The sequence below is a fragment of the Caballeronia sordidicola genome, from assembly GCF_000729995.1.
In the GTDB taxonomy this organism is placed as follows: Bacteria; Pseudomonadota; Gammaproteobacteria; order Burkholderiales; family Burkholderiaceae; genus Caballeronia; species Caballeronia sordidicola_A.
Window position 1 is genome coordinate 58176 of record NZ_JNFG01000023.1, and the last position, 19959, is coordinate 78134.

The 19959-nt window shown below is 59.8% G+C and carries 15 protein-coding genes; 5 read left to right on the forward strand and 10 right to left on the reverse strand.

What is annotated here, in order from left to right; genetic code table 11:
* Nucleotides 1-203: 203 nt before the first annotated feature.
* The 7 genes from FH08_RS0122730 to FH08_RS0122760 form a co-directional block, all read right to left on the reverse strand.
* Nucleotides 204-575, reverse strand: a complete 372-nt coding sequence (locus FH08_RS0122730; protein ID WP_031360558.1) for an alcohol dehydrogenase catalytic domain-containing protein — start codon at nucleotides 573-575, stop codon at nucleotides 204-206.
* Nucleotides 576-664: 89 nt separating this feature from the next.
* Entirely contained in the window at nucleotides 665-1699 is a 1035-nt protein-coding gene (locus FH08_RS0122735; RefSeq protein ID WP_031360559.1) for a zinc-dependent alcohol dehydrogenase, read from the reverse strand.
* A gap of 127 nt (nucleotides 1700-1826) precedes the next feature.
* Nucleotides 1827-2756 (reverse strand): carbamate kinase, encoded by a 930-nt coding sequence (locus FH08_RS0122740; RefSeq protein WP_031360560.1) that lies wholly within the window; start codon nucleotides 2754-2756, stop codon nucleotides 1827-1829.
* A gap of 10 nt (nucleotides 2757-2766) precedes the next feature.
* Nucleotides 2767-3771, reverse strand: coding sequence for an ornithine carbamoyltransferase (locus FH08_RS0122745; protein WP_031360561.1), 1005 nt, complete (start codon nucleotides 3769-3771; stop codon nucleotides 2767-2769).
* A 39-nt stretch (nucleotides 3772-3810) separates the two neighbouring features.
* On the reverse strand, nucleotides 3811-5034 hold the full coding sequence (locus FH08_RS0122750) for an arginine deiminase (RefSeq protein ID WP_031360562.1): 1224 nt from the start codon (nucleotides 5032-5034) through the stop codon (nucleotides 3811-3813).
* A gap of 30 nt (nucleotides 5035-5064) precedes the next feature.
* Entirely contained in the window at nucleotides 5065-7401 is a 2337-nt protein-coding gene (gene speC, locus FH08_RS0122755) for an ornithine decarboxylase (protein WP_031360563.1), read from the reverse strand.
* A 43-nt stretch (nucleotides 7402-7444) separates the two neighbouring features.
* Nucleotides 7445-8971: a basic amino acid/polyamine antiporter gene (locus FH08_RS0122760; protein WP_051888453.1), complete on the reverse strand. Its 1527-nt coding sequence runs from the start codon at nucleotides 8969-8971 to the stop codon at nucleotides 7445-7447.
* A gap of 207 nt (nucleotides 8972-9178) precedes the next feature.
* On the opposite strand from FH08_RS0122760, the gene FH08_RS0122765 reads away from it, so the two are divergent.
* The 4 genes from FH08_RS0122765 to FH08_RS50565 all read left to right on the forward strand — a co-directional run bounded on the left by FH08_RS0122765 (nucleotide 9179) and on the right by FH08_RS50565 (nucleotide 14208).
* Entirely contained in the window at nucleotides 9179-10786 is a 1608-nt protein-coding gene (locus FH08_RS0122765; RefSeq protein ID WP_051888454.1) for an oleate hydratase, read from the forward strand.
* A gap of 102 nt (nucleotides 10787-10888) precedes the next feature.
* Nucleotides 10889-11443: a general stress protein gene (locus FH08_RS0122770; RefSeq protein WP_031360566.1), complete on the forward strand. Its 555-nt coding sequence runs from the start codon at nucleotides 10889-10891 to the stop codon at nucleotides 11441-11443.
* A 71-nt stretch (nucleotides 11444-11514) separates the two neighbouring features.
* Complete coding sequence (locus tag FH08_RS0122775) at nucleotides 11515-13953, forward strand: HAD-IC family P-type ATPase (RefSeq protein WP_081889548.1); 2439 nt, start codon at nucleotides 11515-11517, stop codon at nucleotides 13951-13953.
* 117 nt (nucleotides 13954-14070) lie between these two features.
* Nucleotides 14071-14208, forward strand: a complete 138-nt coding sequence (locus tag FH08_RS50565; RefSeq protein ID WP_081889549.1) for a substrate-binding domain-containing protein — start codon at nucleotides 14071-14073, stop codon at nucleotides 14206-14208.
* Nucleotides 14209-14255: 47 nt separating this feature from the next.
* Here the strand turns inward: FH08_RS50565 and FH08_RS0122785 are convergent, their stop codons facing one another.
* Both FH08_RS0122785 and FH08_RS0122790 read right to left on the reverse strand, forming a co-directional pair.
* Entirely contained in the window at nucleotides 14256-14753 is a 498-nt protein-coding gene (locus tag FH08_RS0122785) for an Lrp/AsnC family transcriptional regulator (protein ID WP_031360568.1), read from the reverse strand.
* Nucleotides 14754-14904: 151 nt separating this feature from the next.
* Nucleotides 14905-16950, reverse strand: a complete 2046-nt coding sequence (locus FH08_RS0122790; protein ID WP_031360569.1) for an FAD-dependent oxidoreductase — start codon at nucleotides 16948-16950, stop codon at nucleotides 14905-14907.
* A 191-nt stretch (nucleotides 16951-17141) separates the two neighbouring features.
* On the opposite strand from FH08_RS0122790, the gene FH08_RS0122795 reads away from it, so the two are divergent.
* Nucleotides 17142-18119, forward strand: coding sequence for a LysR substrate-binding domain-containing protein (locus FH08_RS0122795; protein WP_051888455.1), 978 nt, complete (start codon nucleotides 17142-17144; stop codon nucleotides 18117-18119).
* Nucleotides 18120-18188: 69 nt separating this feature from the next.
* Here FH08_RS0122795 and FH08_RS0122800 read toward each other — a convergent pair whose 3' ends face one another.
* Nucleotides 18189-19736, reverse strand: coding sequence for a methyl-accepting chemotaxis protein (locus FH08_RS0122800; protein WP_031360571.1), 1548 nt, complete (start codon nucleotides 19734-19736; stop codon nucleotides 18189-18191).
* Nucleotides 19737-19959: the final 223 nt, after the last annotated feature.

Genomic DNA, 19959 nt, shown 5'->3' on the forward strand with positions numbered 1-19959 from the left:
CAGCGTTTCCGGTTCCTGGTCCCGGGTCTGTGTAAGTTCGTGTTAACAACAATATCCGCAACACGCGCGTTTGGCTTGCGTCAGATCAAGATCACACGCCGTTGATTTATTCGACCAACGAGTTCCCGCAGGCTTAGGACCGCCTTAGCCGGGTCGAATTGACCTGCGTAGCCTCCGGGCGTTTCGCGCTATTACTTCGACAGCTATTCCTTGGTGAAATTCGATGCCTCGCAGTTGTGCGCGGGCATATTTTTCGACTTGAGCTCGGCCGGCCGCTGGGTGGTGCAGAACGGACAAACGCCACAGGTGTGACCCAACCATGGAATACCGACCCGCTCACCCAGCTGCAGGCCTTCGACGTCTGCCCCGAGAGCATCAATGCGTCCAATAATCTCGTGGCCGGGAATGATAGGTACTTGCGGATGCGCGAGCTCACCGTCGACAACATGAAGGTCCGTGCGACAAACACCGCACGCGCCCACCTTCACGCGAATCTGGTTCGGACCAGGTTCCCGGTCGGCGAGCTCGGTCCATTCGAGCGCACCGCCGACCTTGTTCAGCACCATTGCATGCATCGCTCTCTCCGTTTTCATGACCTTGAGCAACGTGGCCCGCTTCCCTGTTTGACGGCTATTTAAATCCTGAGCCTGGCAATGCCCAGCACTTAATGATTGGTGAACTCCAGCACCACGCGCGAAGGAACGTCGCCATGGGCCAGCCGATGGAACACGTCGTTGATCGCCGATAGCGGCTGCAACTCAATATCCGCCTTCACTTTCCCGTCGGCAGCAAAGGCAAGTGTTTCGGCCATGTCGCGGCGATTACCGACGAACGAGCCCTTGATCGTGATGCAGTTGGCCACCACGTCGAACAACGGAGTCGGGAATTCGCCCGGCGGCAACCCCACCAAAACGCAGGTTCCGTGCTTGCGGGTCATGCCTACACCCTGCTTGAACGCCCCTAGCGATGGTGCGGTAATCAGCACACCATGAGCGCCGCCACCGGTGGCCTTCTTGACGGCGGCGATCGGATCTTCGTCCCGGGCGTTGACCATTACGTCCGCGCCCAGACGTTTAGCGTGGGCGAGCTTGCCCTCGTCGATGTCGACCGCACAAACGTGCAGACCCATGGCCTTGGCGTACTGGATACCCAAATGTCCCAAGCCTCCGACGCCCGAAATGACGACCCATTCGCCCGGGCGGGCCTGCGTTTCCTTGATGCCCTTGTAAGACGTGATGCCGGCGCAGATAAGCGGAGCTGCATCCCGGGCGGCCAGATGCGCCGGGATGTGCGCTACGTAGTTGGGGTCCGCGAGGATGTACTCGGCGAAGCCACCGTTTTTCGTGTAGCCGCCGAACTGAGCTTGCGCACACACGGGTTCACGCGCCGCGAGGCAATATTCGCAATGTCCACATGCCGAATAAAGCCAGGGCACACCAACACGGTCCCCTTCTTTCACGGCCGTGACACCCGCGCCGATGGCGGTGACTATGCCGATACCCTCATGGCCCGGGATGAACGGCAACGTGGGCTTCAAAGGCCAGTCGCCGTTCGCCGCATGCAGATCGGTATGACAGACGCCACAGGCCTCGGTCTTGACCAGTATCTGCCCAGTACCGGGCGTTGGAATGTCGACTTCCTTCAACACCAGTGGCTTGCCGAACGCTTCGACAACAGCCGCCTGCATTTTGCTTTTCATGATTTTCGCCTCAGTTGAAACGTGTCTGGCGCTTTACGCCACTGCAGGCAAAGTCAGCCTCTGACCGCCTCGATTGTCTTGATGAGCACCGTCTGCGCATCGCCGTAGACCATGTCGCAGTTATCCCTCAAGACGGCTGCGTAGCTACCGCCTCTTCAATGCCGGTCGCCGTGGCATCGATCGATGTCCCGGCTTGGCCGGCGATCATTGCCTCGATGTCGCTCAACGCACCGATGACCGCCCGGCGACCCGTGCGGCTCGCAAAGTCGCAAGCTGCTTCCACCTTTGGCGCCATGGATCCAGCCGGGAACGCCAGCTCGCCAAGCGCTGCCGGATTTGCTCGCGCGACCAAGCGCGACGACGGCTTGCCCCAGTCGAGATAAACCCCTTGCACGTCAGTCGCGATTACAAACAAATCCGCCTTGAGTTCAGCCGCGAGCATCGCTGCGCTGCGGTCCTTGTCGACCACTGCCTCCACACCGCGATGCTGCCCTTGTGCGTCAGCGACTACCGGAATCCCGCCGCCCCCGGCGCAGATCACCACACAATTGTGTTCCAGCAACCAGCGCACAGGCTCTATCTCGAGCATGCGCACCGGCTTTGGACTCGGTACGACACGCTGTAACTTGTCGCCTTGTGCAGCCACGGTCCAGCCTTTTCCCTGCGATGCCACCGCCGCTTCGGCGACCGTGTACCTGGACCCGATCGGTTTGTCGGGGTGTTCGAAAGCCGGATCGGACGCGCTCACTTCAACCATGCTCAGCAAGCTCACGCAAGCCCGTCCTGCAGGCAGCAGGTTGCGCATTTCCTGCTCGATCATGTAACCGATCATGCCTTCCGTTTCCGCGTCGAGGACATCCAGCGGGAAGCTGCCCGCCTGCAGCGCGAGCATGCCAACCTGCGGTCCGTTGCCATGCACGATCACGAGATCGTTGCCGGCCGCTGCCTTCGCGAGTTGTGCGGCAGCGATCCGGACGTTGTTGCGCTGTACTTCGGCGCTGACCGCCTCACCGTGCTTGAGCAACGCGTTACCGCCCAATGCGATTACCATCAGCATTGCGTTCTCCTCACTCGGCCAGCGTAGCGACGAGAATAGCCTTGATCGTGTGGAGGCGGTTTTCTGCCTGCTCGAAAACAATCGACGCGTCCGACTCGAATACGTCGTCTGTCACTTCTACGCCATTCAGCAAGCCATATTTCTCGCCGATCTGCTTGCCGATCTCCGTCTTGGTGTCGTGAAGCGCGGGCAGGCAATGCATGAACTTCACGCGCGGATTGCCGCTGGCCGCAAGCAAGGACGCATTCACCTGGAAGGGCAGCAACTCCTCGATCCGTTCGCCCCATTTTTCAAACGGCTCACCCATCGATACCCAGACGTCGGTATAAATGAAATCGACCCCCTTCACCGCTTCCGCCGGTGTTTCCGTTAGCGTCAAACGACCTCCGCTAGCGGCCGCGAACGTGCGGCACTGCGCGATCAGGTCGTCGTGCGGCCACAAGCGGCGCGGCGCACACAGGCGTACGTCCATGCCGAGCTTCGTGCCCACGATCATCAACGAATTGCCCGTGTTGTTATGGGCATCGCCTATATAGCAGTAGCTGATTTCGTGGATCGGCTTGTCGCTGAATTCGTGCATGGTCAGCACGTCGGCGAGCATCTGGGTCGGGTGGAACTCATCAGTGAGCCCGTTGTACACGGGTACCCCTGCGTACTTGGCGAGTTCATCCACAATCTCCTGACCATACCCCCGGTATTCGATCGCATCGTACATGCGGCCAAGCACGCGCGCGGTATCTTTCATCGACTCCTTGTGACCGATCTGGGACGCGCCCGGATCGATATAGGTGACATGAGCGCCCTGATCATGAGCCGCGACTTCGAATGCGCAACGCGTACGGGTCGAGGTCTTTTCGAAGATCAGTGCAATGTTCTTGCCCACCAGACGCGCGATTTCCGTGCCGGCATATTTCGCGCGTTTAAGATCCCGCGACAGATCCAGCAGATAGCGAATCTGACGCGGCGTGTATTCGATCAGCGTCAGGAAACTGCGGTTATGTACATTGAACACGATGAGATCCGGTTGAGAATGGATGAAAGGCGGGTGAGTGATTCAGGCGTCGATCGCGTCGCGCTCGATCGGGCAACTGAGGCAATGCGTGCCACCACGTCCGCGTCCGAGTTCACCGCCCGGGATCTCGATGACCTCCACGCCCGCCTGCCGCATCTTGCGATTGGTGTAAGTGTTGCGGTCATACGCGACCACCACGCGCCGGTCGAGTGCCAGCACGTTGTTGCCGTCGTCCCATTGTTCACGCTGCGTTTCATACGCATCGCCGCCGGTTGTCAGAATGCGCAGTGAACCCACCCCGAGGGCATTGCTCACCACCGTCAGGAACTTGGCGTGATGGCGCTCATAGTGGATTTCGCCGGGTGCATCACCTGGATACAGGCTGGTGCAGCGGATCTCATCGGCGACCTCGGGATAGATGCTGACGAAGTCGATATCGAGAAATGAGAACACCGTGTCCAGGTGCATCGAAGCGCGACGCTTCGGGAACTCGCACGCGATCACCCGCTTGGCGCCGCCGCCCGCGAACAGATGCCGCGCAACCTGCGTGACCGCTTGCGGACTCGAGCGCTCGCCCATGCCGATCAGCACCACGCCGTTGCCAATGGACATGACGTCACCACCTTCCATTGTCTCCACGCCGAAGTTGCGATCGGGGTCGCCCCACCATGTATTCACCTGGCCGGCGAAGCGGGGATGAAAGCGGTACACAGCGGCGACCAGCAATGCTTCCTTGCGGCGCGCCGGCCAATACATGGGGTGAACCGTGACACCGCCGTAGATCCACGCGCTGGTGTCGCGCTGGAAGATCAGGTTCACGAGCGGCTGGATCACAAAGTCCGATTGCTCCAGATAGCCGCCAAAAAGGCCGCGGGCGTCGAAGGGCATTTCGGCCTTTGCCACGCCGCCGACCAGCACCTCGGCCAGTTGTGCGGCCGGCATCTGTTCGAGCCACGCGCGCAACTCTTTCAGCATCCCGGTGCCGACCTCTTCCTCGACAATACGTCGATCGAGAATCCAGTCACGCGCGATCGGGTCGCCGCATATTGCTGCAAGCAGATCGTGAAACTCCAGTACCTCGATACCCCGCTCGCGCATTACTCTCGTGAAAACATCGTGGTCTTCCATCGCCTTGTCGACCCAGATGACATCGTCGAATAAAAGGGCTGCCGCGTTGGCGGGAGTCAGCCGCCGGTGTGCAAGACCGGGACGGCAGACCATCACCGTGCGCAGCTTGCCCGCTTCCGAATGAACGCCCAGAGCCATCAGTGATTCCCCCTCATGTCTTCACGCTCTTCATGAATTGACGACGTAGGTATAAAGCCGCACGCTGCCGTCGGTCTCCTTCTTGCGATAAATTCCCTGGATCTCGTTTTCGAAACCAGGGAACCGGTTCCCGCCTTCCTCGAACATCCGGAAGTAATCGAGCGTCGGCATCGCGCGCTCGGTGTAGCGCTCGCCGGACACCACCACCGCGATGCCCGGCGGATAGACAAGGCCGAGCGTTGCCGCGATTCGCCCCTCGATCTGGTCGATCGGCAACAACTCCACGTTGTTGCGCACGAGTTCGTGCATGGCGGCTTGCGGGGTCATCGCCATTTCGGGAAAGTGCGCTGCGCGGAACTGCTCGCGTTGCAGACGGCTCGCATTGCGCTCACGATAGAACGCATGCATGTCGGCGCAAAGATCGCGCAGGCCGATTCCCGCATAACGCTGGCTATGTGCGGCGACGAAGGTCGGGATGACATCGTCGAGAAGCGCGTTATCGTCATGCAATTGCTTGAAGCGCACCATTGCCGAAAGCAGCGTGCCGGCCTTGCTCGACTCCAGCCCAGGGGTCAGCAGGAACAGGATGCTGTTGAGGTCATTCTTCTCGGGCACGATGCGCCGTTCGCGCAGGAACTCGGCGAGCACCGCCGCCGGAACGCCGTGCTCCGCGTATTCGCCGGTGCTTCGATCGAACCCGGGTGTGATGAGCGTCAGCTTGTTCGGGTCCGTCATTGCATAGCCCGGAGCAAGGTGGCCGAAGCCATGCCATTTCGCGTCCGGCACAAGCTCCCAATAACGCGGGTCGCTCGCGAGTTCGTCCGTCGACAGGTCTTCCCAGCGTTGCATGCCGCTCGCGGCCGCAACCTTGTCCGGGACGAACGGATCGAAGAACCAGCGGCGTGCGGGGTCCGTCTCCGTCGCTTCGTAGTCGTGTTTCAGCGCACGGATCTTCTTGCGCATCTCGATCCCGAGCTTGATCGTGTCGTCCCACAGCACTTCGCCGGAGCGGCCCTTCATCATTTGCGCGCCCACATCGAGCGAGGCGAACAACGGATAGAACGGTGACGTGGACGAGTGCTGCATGAAAGTCTCGTTGAAGCGCCGGTGACTGACCTGGCGACGCTGGCCGTCCAGGTGCGCGTCCTTCACGTGGATCTGCGACGCCTGCGAGAAGCCAGCAAGCTGCTTGTGCGTCGACTGCGTGGCAAGAATGCCGGGCGCGTTGGCATCCAGTCCCTCGATGCCCATCGCGAAACGTCCCTTGAACAACGGATGGAACTTCATGAAGCCGGCCCAGGCTTCGTCGAAGAGAATGTATTCGCACAGATGCCCGATCTTCTCGATCAGCATTTGCGCGCTGTAGATCGTGCCGTCGTAGGTACATTGCTCGATCACCGCAACACGAAACGGCCGCTCGCGCTGCCACGCGTTGGAATCGGTTACGAGCTTGTTGTAACGAATGCCGTCGCGGATGCGGTCCTCGTCGAGCGCGTCGAAATCGATCGGGCCGATCATCCCGTGCGCATTGCGTTGCGTCTGCAAATAGACGGGGATGCCCCCGCCGAGCAGCAGCGCGCCGTGATGTGCCGCCTTGTGGTTGTTGCGATCGAAGAGCACCAGGTCCCCCGGTGTCACGAGCGCGGTCAATGCAATCTTGTTGGACGTGGACGTACCGTTCAGCACGAAGTAAGTCCGCTGCGCGCCGAAGATCCGCGCCGCCGCTTTTTGCGCAGCGAGCGCCGGGCCTTCATGAACCAGCAGGTCCCCCAGTTCGACGACAGAGTTATCCAGGTCGTTACGGAACACCGCTTCGCCCAGATGCTTGACGAACGCGCGGCCGATCGGACTCTTCTGGTAAAACACGCCACCGTTGTGGCCCGGACAGGTCCACATCTGGTTCGCCTGCTCCGCGTAGTCGACCATCGCGCCGAAGAACGGCGTCTTGAGCGAGTCCGCGTACGTCCGTAAATGACTCACCAGATTGCGGGCAACGAACTCCGGCGTATCTTCTTCGATGAACACATAACCCGTCACATGCCCCAGCACCGCAACCGGAATTTCCGCGAGCAGATGGCGCTCGACGAGAATGAAGATGGGTACGTCGAGACCCCGCTCTCGCACAAAGCGCACGAAAGCCTCAACGTCTGTCTCGGACTCGGTCAGCGACCATTCCACGATCACGCAACCGACCGCCGCCTCGCTGCGGATCGCAGAGGACGCTTCTGCCACCGTGACCGCGACGGTGGTGGCATACCCCATGCGTTCGAGTTCATCGACGAGACGCTGAAAGCGCGACGAAGGCAACGCGGGCGGCAAGGGCAACGCACAGCAAAACAGGAAGCCGAACATCTGGTCATACAGCATCTTGATCCTCGTATTGGAAATACGTATTAAGTCACTCCCGAGCTCAACTGATCTTCACCACGCCCCGGCTGAACAGGACGATAGCCACGCCGGCCACCACCACGAGCACGCCCGCGACCGATGCCTCACGTCCCGTGAACACGCGCTCGCCGGCCGCATGTTCTCGCCGCGCCCACCAGAAGACGGGGAAGCCGAGTGCGAAGAGAATGGTCGACATCAGGAGGAACTGCAGTCCCGCGGCATAGACAAGCCAGAGGGAATAGACCGTCGCAAGGACGCCGGTCCAGATCGATTCTTTTGAGGTTTCACCGGCGGTCGGTGCGTACTTCGACTGCGTCGCGAAGCGCCACAGGAAAACGGTACTAGCCAGATATGGCGGCAGGATCATGATCCCGGTGATCGAGATCAGCCACATCCAGGCGTCGTTGGCGAACAGCACCACGAAGATCACGAGCTGCATGGTCGCGCTCGATACCCACAGCGACGGCGCTGCGGCATGGTGACGGTTTTCTTTAGCGAGAAACTTCGGGAACACGCCGTCCTTCGCGCCTTCGAACGGCAACTCCGCAACAAGGATGGTCCAGGCCAGCCAGCAGCTCAAAAGCGACACGAGCAATGAGACGACGATGAACACCGCGCCCCATTCGCCTACCGCTGCCTTCAGCACATAAGCCGCCGACGGTGAAGCAAGCCCCGCGAGTTGCGCCTGATGCATGACGCCGAACGGCAGCGCCGACAACAAGAAATAGAGGATCGTGCAGACCGTCAGGCCGAGAAAAGTCGCGATCCCCACTTGCGACGTTTTGCTGGCACGGTCCGACACCACCACCGCGCCCTCGATGCCGATGAACACCCACAACGTGACGAGCATCGTGCTCTTGACCTGCCCAAGGAGGCTGCCCAAATGCTCCTGAGCGCCCCAGAAGTCGTAGGAGAACATACCGCCCTTGATCGCAACCGCCATCGCGCAGAGGGCAACCGTGATGGTGCCAATATTCAATACGCTCGATATCACGCTCAGGACTGCTGCACGCTTTACGCCATACAGCACGACAAAATGCATGACCCAGATCAGCAGCGACGCGCCGACAATCGACGGCCAGGTGTTGCCCGCCGCGAACACGGGAAAGAAATAGCCGACCGTCTTCATGATCAGCACGGCGAATGCAACGTTACCGAAAGCGGCGGACAGCCAGTAGCCCCAAGCCATCTCGAAGCCTGCTAACGAGCCGAAGCCTTCTTTCGCATACGAGTAGATGCCGGCCTTCAGATCAGGGCGTTTGTCCGCCAGTGTCCGGAAGGTATTCGATAGAAAGAACATACCGACAAGCGTGATCGTCCATGCAATCACGATTGCCGCCAGTCCTGCGCCCTGGGCCATGTTCTGCGGCAAATTGAAGGCGCCGCCGCCGATCATCGAGGCGATCACAACACCCGTGAGGAGCGGCAAGCTGAGCTTGCGGCCGCCGGGCTGAATAGCGGGCTGAGCGACAGGTTGAGTGCCGGGCTGTGCCGCGACCGTATCGGCGGCAGCGGGCTTGAGCGGCAAACTGCTATGCGTCTGGTCCATGAGGCGTTTTCTCCCTGCTGCTGGTGTGCCGTCGGTGTCGCGTCTGTGCGCCCATGCAAGGCTTTTCGACGTTTGACCTGATTCAGCATAGGGACTGCATGGCCCCGCTCGTTGATCTGTGTCAACCCCGGTTTAAGTGGGACCGCTACCTTTCAAAGCGGTGCCTTCGTGCCCATCGCTTAACACAATCCCAACTGGGGTGATCCCATGCAACGTGCGTACACGGGCCCTGACAGCCCGTTCTCCTCCGAAGACAGCAAGTTCTATCTGGTGGGAGGCGGCATTGCATCCCTGGCAGCGGCCGCCTTCCTGATCCGCGATGCCGATGTTCCGGGTCGCAATATCACGATACTGGAAGCGCTTGGCGTAGCAGGCGGAAGCCTGGACGCAGCGGGCTCGGCGCAAGAAGGTTATGTACTGCGGGGCGGCCGCATGCTCGAGAGCAAGTACGTGTGTACGTTTGACCTGTTTTCATCGATCCCTACGCTCGATGAAAGCAAGACGGTCACGCAGGAAATCCTGGACTGGAATGAAACGATGAAGACTGCGTCGAAGTCTCGACTGGTACGCGACGGTCATCGGATCAACAAACCCGAGTTCGGGCTCACTGAACGAGACATCCTCACGCTCGAACGTCTCGCGATCGAACCCGAGCACATGCTCGGCCGCGACCGCATAGCCGACCACTTCGATCCAGCCTTCTTCAAGACCCACTTCTGGCTGATGTGGTGCACGACCTTCGCGTTCCAGCCATGGCACAGCGCAGTTGAATTCAAGCGCTACCTGCTGCGGTTCGTGCACATGGTGTCGGGGTTCAACCAGTTGCACGGAATCATGCGCACGGTCTACAACCAGTACGACTCGATGGTCCGGCCGCTGAGCAAATGGCTCGACGACCGCGGCGTCCAGTTCCAGTTCGGCACGCGTGTGATCGATCTGGTGCTCAACGAAACCACCGGCGAAACGCACGTGGAGGGAATCGTCTGCGAGCGCGAGGGACGTAGCGTTTCAATCCCGGTCGGCCCGAGCGATGCGGTGATCGTCACGCTGGGTTCAATGACCGAAGGCTCGACCCTCGGCGGTATGGATCGCGCCGCCGTGCTGGACGGGAGCGCCAGCACCGGTTCCTGGGCACTCTGGAACAAAATCGCGCTGAACCGCCCCGCTTTCGGCCGCCCGACGGTATTCGCCGATCACGTCGACGAATCGAAGTGGCTGTCGTTCACGACCACATTGCATGATCCTGCGTTCTTCAACCTGGTCCGGGATTTCACCGGCAATGTGCCTGGAGAAGGTGGGCTCATCACCTTCGCGGATTCGAACTGGCTCATGTCGATCGTCCTGCCGCATCAACCGCATTTCATCGGTCAGCCGAGCGATGTACAGGTGTTCTGGGGATACGGCCTCACGATCGATCGCCCCGGCGACTTCGTGAAGAAACCGATGGCCGAGTGCACGGGCCGAGAGATCATGACCGAGGTACTGGGACATCTGCGGGCTGGCAACGCGGCTGCGGTTCTCGACCACGCCGTATGCATCCCGTGCCTGATGCCTTTCATTACGAGCCAGTTCATGCCGCGCGAGCACGGCGACCGGCCGGAAGTCGTGCCGCAGGGATCGGTGAACCTGGCTTTTACCGGCCAGTTTTGCGAATTGCCGGATGACGTTGTCTTCACCGTCGAGTATTCGATTCGCTCGGCGCAGGCGGCGGTCTATCGTCTGCTTGACATCGCGCAGACGCCGCCGGCCGTCTACAAGGGCAAGTTCGATCCGCGCGTCCTGTTCAAGGCGTTCGAGGCCCTTCACGACCTGTAAAAATCAGCCGACACGTTTATCACCGCACTACCGCACTACGCACGGCACGCACTGAGTAGTTTCCGAGCCTGCGCCCATTCAACGCGTTACAAGGAGAAGCAAATGACTGGCAACGACGTTCTGATCGCCACGTTCAATGACCACACCGAAGCCGATGCGGCCGTCCGAAAGCTCATTGAAAACGGCTTCGATATGAAACATTTCAGTGTGGTCGGCAAGGGCTATCACACTGAAGAGAAAGTGGTCGGTTTCTACAACACCGGCGACCGCATGAAGATATGGGGCAAATATGGTGCGTTCTGGGGAGCGCTTTGGGGTGCCCTGTTCGGTGGTGTCTTCCTGACGCTGCCGATCATCGGACCGGTCGTCGTGGTCGGTTATCTTGCATCCATCGTGGTATCCGCTCTCGAAGGCGCGGTTGTAGTAGGCGGTGTCAGTGCCCTGAGCGCCGCGCTCTTCAATGCGGGCGTTCCGAAGGATCATGTGATCCATTACGAGACCGCGCTGCAGGCCAACGGCTTTATCGTCATGGCGAACGGCCCGGCCGAAGAGATGGCGCGCGCCCGTGCAATCCTGCAAACACATCAGCCGGCAAGGTTGGACCTTCACGAAGGCGCCATGCCTGCGTCCGAAGTGCCGGCCGCAACGGCCCTCTGATGTAATTCGCGCCGAATCGGCACGCTGACCTGACATAGTCCGCAGTCGCTCGCGGACCCATGGAGCATCCAATGATTCCGTCGTCGACCCACTCGCAAACCGGCGACAATTCCGGTCCTTCAGCGGGACAGGATTCGAGCGCAGTGGTCGACGACCACCGCCCGGTCCCGCCACCCGATCGCCAGGACCCTCCCACCGCCGCCGCGCTATCCGGCCTCACGACTGATGAGGCCGAACGCCGTCTGAAGACCGAAGGCGCGAACGCGATTGCAGATGTTCGCCAGCGTCCCCTCTGGATGGCAGCCAGGAAATTATGGGCGCCTGTACCCTGGATGCTTGAAGTCGCCATTGTTTTGCAACTGGCGCTAAAAGACTATGTGGGAGCAAGCATCGTCCTCTTGCTCTTGCTCTTCAACGCGGGTCTCGGCCTCTTTCAGGAGAGCCAGGCTCAAGCGACGGTCGACGCGCTCCGGTCGCGTCTTGCGTTGCTGGCCGCAGTCCGTCGCGACGGCAAATGGCAGACCTTGCCCGCTGCTGGCCTGGTGATGAACGATATCGTCAAGCTCTCGCTCGGGACGGTCGTCCCAGCCGATGTCGACTTGATCGACGGCTCCGTGCTGCTGGACCAGTCGATGCTGACCGGCGAGTCGGTGGCAACCGAATCGGGCGCGGGTGCTCACGCGTTCGCAGGCGCACTCGTGCGACGTGGGGAAGCGCGAGCCAGGGTGGTCGCAACAGGCGAACGCACCAAGTTCGGAAGGACAGCGGAACTCGTTCGCACCGCTTCGGCGGAGAGCTCGCAACAGAAAACCGTATTGCGAGTCGTGCGTAATCTTGTGCTGTTCAACGGTGCCGTGACCGTTCTGCTGGGCGTGTATTCGTTCTCGGTCTCCATGCCGATCGGCGAGATGGTGCCTCTGCTTCTGGTCGCGATCCTGTCTTCAATCCCTGTGGCATTACCGTCGATGTTCACCTTGGCCGCGGCTGTCGGCGCCCGGTCTCTCGCGAGCAGGGGTGTGCTGTCAACACGCCTCTCGGCAGTCGACGAAGCAGCCGGTATCGACGTTCTCTGCTCCGATAAAACCGGTACCCTGACGCGCAATGAACTTGCGGTCATGTCGATCAGCCCGATGCCTCCATTCGACGAAGCGCACCTGCTGGCGCTGGCCGCGCTTGCGAGCTCAGACGGTGGCCAGGACGCAGTCGACACCGCCATTCGCGGCGCGTCCTCAGCCAAGCCGATCCCGGACCCGCCCGCGTTAGTCACGTTCGTGCCGTTCGATCCAGCCCTGAAGCGCTCCGAGGCCACGCTACGCACAGAGAACGGCGCGCCCCTGCACGTTGTAAAGGGCGCCTTTGAGACCATCTCTTCGTTGACACCCTCTTGTGCGGCCGCTGCATCGGAAGCGGAGAAACTTGAGACGAAGGGATTGCGGGTGTTGGCCGTGGCCTCGGGCCCGCCCGGCGCACTCGTCATGGCCGGCGTGATCGGGCTCAGCGACCCGCCCCGCGACGACTCTGCTGCGCTGATCACTCAGCTCGGCGAGCTCGGTGTGAGAACAGTCATGGTGACGGGCGACGCTCGCAAGACCGCCGAAACCGTCGCGGCCCTGGTCGGCATTACCGGGAAAACCTGGGCCACCACACCCTTGCCCGAAGACATCGACGCGCAGTCTTACTCGATCTACGCAGGCGTCCTGCCCGAGGATAAATACCAGCTCGTCAAAGTGCTGCAGAAGCACGGCCATATTGTCGGGATGTGCGGCGACGGAGCGAACGACGCACCGGCGCTCCGGCAGGCGCAAATGGGTATCGCGGTGTTGAGCGCCACCGACGTGGCGAAGTCGGCAGCAGGCGTCGTGCTGACCGAAGCGGGTCTGGGTGGCATCGTCGCCCTGGTCGAGGAAGGCCGCACCACCTTCCAGCGTATCCTGACCTATACGTTGCGCTCGATCATCCACAAGATCGTGCAGGTTCTGTTCCTCGCGGCCGGCCTGCTCATGACCGGTCACGCGATACTGACGCCCGCACTCATGGTGCTCATGATGGTGACGGGCGACTTTCTCGCCATGTCGTCATCCACCGATAATGTACGGCCCTCACCGCGCCCGAACATCTGGCACATACGCAACCTGACGCTGGCGGGCATTGCCATGGGCATGATCGATCTGCTCTTCTGCATAGGAACCCTCGCGACCGGCAAGTTCGTACTGGGTCTCGATACCGACGCCCTGCGGACCGTTGCCGTCATCACGTTGGTGTTCAGTGGACAGGCCGTGTTCTACGTCGCACGGGAACGGCAGCGTATGTGGAGTTCCGTGCCCGGACGATGGCTGATCGCGTCCTCGGTCGCGGACGTGGCAATCATTACGGTGCTTGCGTCGAGCGGACTGCTTATGACGGCGTTGCCGCTGCAGCTCATAGCAGGCATTTTGTGCGCCGCTGTCGTGCTGGCCATCGTTCTGGATAGTGCAAAGCTTGCACTCTTTCGCCGCTTGGCCGTTGCTTGAACGTGGGCAAGCCCGTTATCTCGTGCCTTCCCCGGGCTTTAATACCCGTGGCGCTAGCCTGTACGGCATGCGCGACAGCGTCTCGCATGCCGTACAGGCTGAGCAGCAGACCCGCCGTTGACCACTATCCGGATTGACGGAACGCGTATCGGCAAACTGGCTGCATCGTTGCTGGTCGAGCGGATAAGGGATGGCGAAGTTGACCGGCGTGTGGTCGACGTGGGTTTCAAGCTGATCGAGCGCGAATCCAGTTAAGACGGTGCTGATGGTGATGGCACGACGTTCGAGGCGCCCGGAAACGATTACGAATAATGCTGGGAAAACAAGGTCTCAAGCGGATAAGCATTCTTCACGATCGGCGACTTCATCATGACGTAACTGGAGTACTTTTCAATACCGATGTTTCGCGCCAGCAAGTCTTCAATCAGGCTCTGATAGTGCCCAACGCTGCGTGTGACAAACTTGAGCAGGTAGTCGTAGCCGCCGCTCGCGAGATGGCATTCGACAATCTCGTCCACCCCGCGAATGGCCGCGACGAACCTGGCGGAATCCTCACGCCGGTGGTCGGCGAGCGTGACCTGCGTGAACACGCTTTGGACGTCACCCATTTTTTCCAACAGGATCTGCGCGGCATAGCCCGTGATATAACCGGCACTCTCAAGTCGCTTTACGCGAATCAGGCAAGGACTGGGGGAAAGACCAACAGCATCGGCGAGCTCGACATTCGTGATGCGGCCTTGCGTCTGTAAGCGAGAAAGAATTCTGAGGTCGATCCGGTCCAACTTGCAGTTTGTACTCATCAAACGTCTCCCAAATTGATTGGCCGAGCGAAGCGCGACGGCTTCCGCAAATAAACGATCAATTTTCTAAAAATCAACAATGCCTGTTGTCTTACATATCATTCGATATCCGAAGCATTTTCTAAAGCAAACCGGATGATCCATACGCGCGCTACATGGTTCGTGCCAGCCGGAAAGCATCGAAGATTGCGGCATGTATGTTCCGCGACGATTCCGCGTCGCCGATCCGGTAGAGTTCATAGCTGGCAGGCTCCGCGGTCGTCCACGGTTGAGCCTTCCCAAGCAGGAGGCAATCCAGATCGGGTTTCCCGTCATTCACGGACTCGCTACGCAACTCATGGAACAGCTCGTCGACGGGCATCATGCCGCGCTCGACTACAACATGGTCCGCATCCAGACAAACCACTTCTGAAGTCAGTTCATGCGTGAACCAGGCGCGGCGTTTTTTGCCTGGCAAGCGCTCGACGCGCTGGAGCCGCAAATCGTGCCGCAGGGAAACCTTTAGTTCGTTGAAGCGACGCTGCCAACCGATGTCGTCTCCCCGCCCCTCCAGTTCCTCGCCGAAGCATCGATCCAGCGTGATCAGTTCAACGTCGATGCCAGCTTGTGCGTATCTCTCTGTACAAGTCGCGGCCACATGCCGGCCGGTACCGTCGTACACGAGTGCGCTTCCCGACGTGGGGACGTGCATCGTCAGCGCATCGAAAGCCGAAGTACAGTGTTCGTTTCCCGGCAGATCATCAAGATCGGGCATCCCGCCGGTCGCGACAATCACCACGTCGGGATGTTCAGCCAGAACCACGGAAACGTCGGCATAGGCGCCGGTCCTGACATCTACATCAAGACGACTTAGCTCGTTCGCACGCCAGTCGACAATCCCGATCAAGTCTTTACGCCAGCTACCCATGTGCGCAAGCAGTACCTGACCGCCCAGCTTGGGCGACGCTTCGAACAACACCACGTCATCCCCCCGCAGCGCGGCGCCGCGCGCGGCTCCCACCCCCGCCACACCTCCGCCTATCACCACTACCTTGCGGCCAGGCCGGGGAGCCGGATCAACCTCGTGTGCGATCCAGGTCTCGCGTCCCGTCGACGGGTTGTGAATGCAGGCGGATTGATGAGACCGGCAAAAGGATGCGCCGACACAGGGCCGAACGCGATCCTCTTCGCCCGCCATCAGCTTTTTCACAATATGCGGATCGGCGATATGCGCACGCGTCATACCGACCAGATCGAGCATGTTTTCCGATACGGCGTAACGCGCGCTGGCAAGGTCGGCGATCTTCGCTGCATGGAACACCGGTAATGACACTTCGCGCTTGAACGAGGCGACCGCAGATAGCCATGGCGCCGACCTGGCGTACATCGTCGGCATGTTGTCATCGGCAAGTGCCGCCGCCGTGTCCATACGCCCGTAGACCACGTTGAAGAAGTCGATCAGGCCCGACGCTTCCAGTATTTTGGCCGCCGTCAACGCGTCGGCGGAAGTCAGGCCTCCTTCAAGCGCCTCGTTGATGACGTAGCGAATACCGACAACAAAGTCGTGTCCAACCTGCCGGCGGATCTCTTCATGAACTTCAAGGGCGAAGCGGCATCGATTCTCGATGGAACCGCCATACTCATCGGTCCTCCGATTGGTCATCGGGCTGAGGAACTGCCCGATCAAGTGCCCGCCAGCGAGGGTCTCAATTCCGTCGAGCCCCCCTTCCCGGCAACGCCGGGCCGCATGGCCGAAGTCGCGGATGGTCCTCGCTATATCACTGTGGTCCATCTCGCGTGGAATGCTTCGATGCAGCGTCTCGCGCACTCGCGACGGTGCGATCGTCGACAACCAGTCGGACGTGTATGGACTTCCCCGCCGGCCCATGTGCGTAAGCTGGCACATCAATGCGGCGCCATGTCGATGCATCCGCTCGGAGAACGCCTGAAAACAGGGAATGATCCGATCATCAGTCAAGTCGATCTGCGCGAATACATTGGAACTGTCGCGGCTCACAACCGACGAGCCGCCGAACATGCTTAGCCCAATACCGCCAATAGCCTTTTCTTCGTGATAACGCTGGTAGCGTTCGAGCGGCAAGCCGCCTTCGGTCAAACCGCTCGCGTGGCTCGTGCTCATAATCCGGTTCTTCAGCACCAGGTGTCGGATCCGCAGGGGCTGCAGCAGCGGGTCGTGGCTCCGTGGAGGACGGTTCATTGAACTTACCTTTGGATTGGGGGATGGATGGATCGGCAGGCACGCCATTTTTCAAACACCCACTGCGCAAACGCGGACAGAATGTTATGGTTATCGACAGCTGCTGCTACCCGCGTTTGAATAGCTAGAACATAGGTAGTGCATTAATTTCCGTCAAATGACATTTGCTCTTTCGAACACAACACAATGTTATGGATACCCTGCGCAACTTCGGTTCTTCAATGAATTCGCTGGTGGTGTTTGAGGTCGTCGCCAGGGAGAAAAGCATCACCCGCGCGGCGAATGAACTGAACGTGACACAGGTTGCTGTCAGTCGAATGATCGTGAGACTGGAGAAAGCGCTGGGCACTCAGTTGTTCTTGCGCTCGCGCGCCGGCCTGGTGCTGACAGACGACGGACTATTGCTCGAACGCGGCGTGACTGAGGGCTTCGGACATATCAAGCGCTCCGTGACCGATATCAAACAGCGGCAGCAGCGCACGCAAATAGTTACCTTGTCGCTCTCCAGCGCTTTCATTGCGTACTGGCTGATGCCCAGATACCAACGCTTTCAAAGCGCGTTTCCCGAGATCAGCTTGCGTTTTCATGTCATCAGCGGCGTGCTGCAGGGAACCGCGGATGAAGCCGATCTTGCGTTGCGCCCAGCGGACCAGCGGCGTAAATCCCAGCAAAGCTGGACCTTCACGCCTGAAGTTATCGTGCCGGTCTGCAGCCCTTCTTATCTTGAGAACCACGGACCGCTCGACGACGCACGTGATCTGTCAAAGCACACCCTTATCGAGTTAGTGCCGACGACAATCAACTGGGAAAATTTTCACGAACGTGTCGGCATGGCCGGCGCGGTGTCCGGCGACCCGCTCATCTTCTCCGACTATGCGCTGGTACTCCAGACAGCAATGATTGGCCGTGGCATAGCGCTGGGGTGGGTGTCCGGCGTGTCCTATGCGTTGCGAACCGGCCAGTTGGTTCCGGCTTCCCGGCACGTTGTCGCGACGGGCCGTCACTATGAGCTCATTAGCGGTCAACGGCCCGCAAGAGCGCATGTGGAGCGAGTCAAGGACTGGCTGGTCGCCGAGATGGAGGCCGATCTTCAGGAAGTCGCCCGGCTGTATCCGCTTTTGGGGAAGACGGAACCGCCGCGAGAGCTTGATCAACCGCTCGCGACCTAGGCGCAGAGATCTCTGAGCTAGTCCGCCGCAACGCGCGTTGCGGCGGAACTGAAAGCAGGAAACGTAAGTTCAGGCAACCTGAAACGCAGCAACACTCTCTACAAGCCCATGCGCTTGCTCGCGCATTGAGACTGCAGCCGCTGCCGCCTGCTCCACCAGCGCCGCGTTTCGTTGCGTGACTTCGTCCATTTGCGTTACTGCCTTATTAACTTGTTCGATCCCGTCGCTTTGCTCCTCTGAGGCCGACGCAATCTCCTTCATGATCGCGGTGACTCGTTGCACTGAAACCAGTATCTCCTTCATGCACTGGCCGGCGTTATCGACGAGCGTGGCGCCGTTCTGAACGCGATCATTCGAATGATCGATCAGTCTCTTGATGTCTTTCGAGGCGGTCGAGGAACGCTGCGCCAGATTCCGGACCTCAGATGCGACAACAGCAAATCCTCTGCCGTGTTCACCGGCCCGCGCGGCCTCGACAGCCGCATTGAGTGCAAGGATATTGGTTTGGAAAGCGATCCCTTCGATCATCCCGAGGATCTCTCCAATCTGTTTCGTACTATGGGTGATCTCGTCCATGGTCGCGACAACTTCGGAGACGACCTCGTTGCCGCGATTGGCGATGGAAAAGGCGTCGCCGGCGAGCACTGAAGCTTGCCGCGCATTGTCGGCATTCTGCCTGACCGCCGACGTAAGCTGCTCCATGCTTGCGGCAGTTTCTTCCAACGATGCGGCCTGCTCCTCGGTTCGTCTCGACAGGTCCGCGTTGCCTGACGATATCTCATCCGTGGACGTTCCAATGGAATGCGCTGCACCGATGATCGCGACTACCGCATTACGCAGTTGCGCCTGCATCTCCTGAAGCTTGAACAGAAGGCTGCCTCGATCGCCGGCTTGCAGGTCTATGTGTTGAGCGAGGTTACCACCCGCTGTCGCTGCCACGACCTGTGCCGCATACTCCGGCGAACCACCTAGCGAACGATTCAGCCTGCGGTTCACCAGGTACACGACACCAGACAGCATGGCAGCGATGACGGCGACGAGCACAACCAACTGGCGCAGCGATGCGTTGAATGCCTCGTCAATGTCGTCCAGGTAGGCACCCGTCACGAACGACCAGTCCCAAGGTTTAAAGGTGGCGATGTGGCTGCGCTTTCGTACGGGTTCTTTTGAACCAAGCCGGGGCGTAGCATAGTCAACAAACCCATCGCCGGAACCCTTCGCGATCTCTGCCATCGCGCGGTACACGTACTTCCCGTTGGAATCCTGATAGTCGCCGAAGTACTTGCCCTCGGTTTGTGGCTTGGATGGGTTCATGACTGAATGACAGTCTGAATCGACGATGGATACGTATCCGTCAGTGCCATAACGGATCGCTCGTAATTGTGCGAGTGCCTGCTTCTTCGCTTCAGGCGTCGATAAGGTTCCGTCAGCGGCCAGCGCCGCGTAGCGACGCGTAATGCTCATCGCGATGTCCCCGGCATCCTTCAATGAATGCTGCCTTTCTTCCAGACGGACCTCGCGAGTCTGGTAAGCCCCAAAGCCCGCTACAGAGATCAGGCAAACCAGGGAGAGCGCCAAAGGAATCCACAACTGTTGCTGAAATGTAAGGCGTTTCATGAGGTCTTTATATGGAAGTGTACTAAGCGGTGTACGGCACGAAACTCGAATACTTAATAGCTCTCATCGAGTTCATTGGTGTTTTGCAGATTTCAGCGCTGCTGCAGGGCGCACTTCACTCCCTTCGTGTCCGGCGCTCGCCAACACTCAGTTGCCCAAGTTGCTCGCATAAGTTCAGAACGCATGTACACATTGAATTTCTCCCAAGAAGGTCCGATTTCAT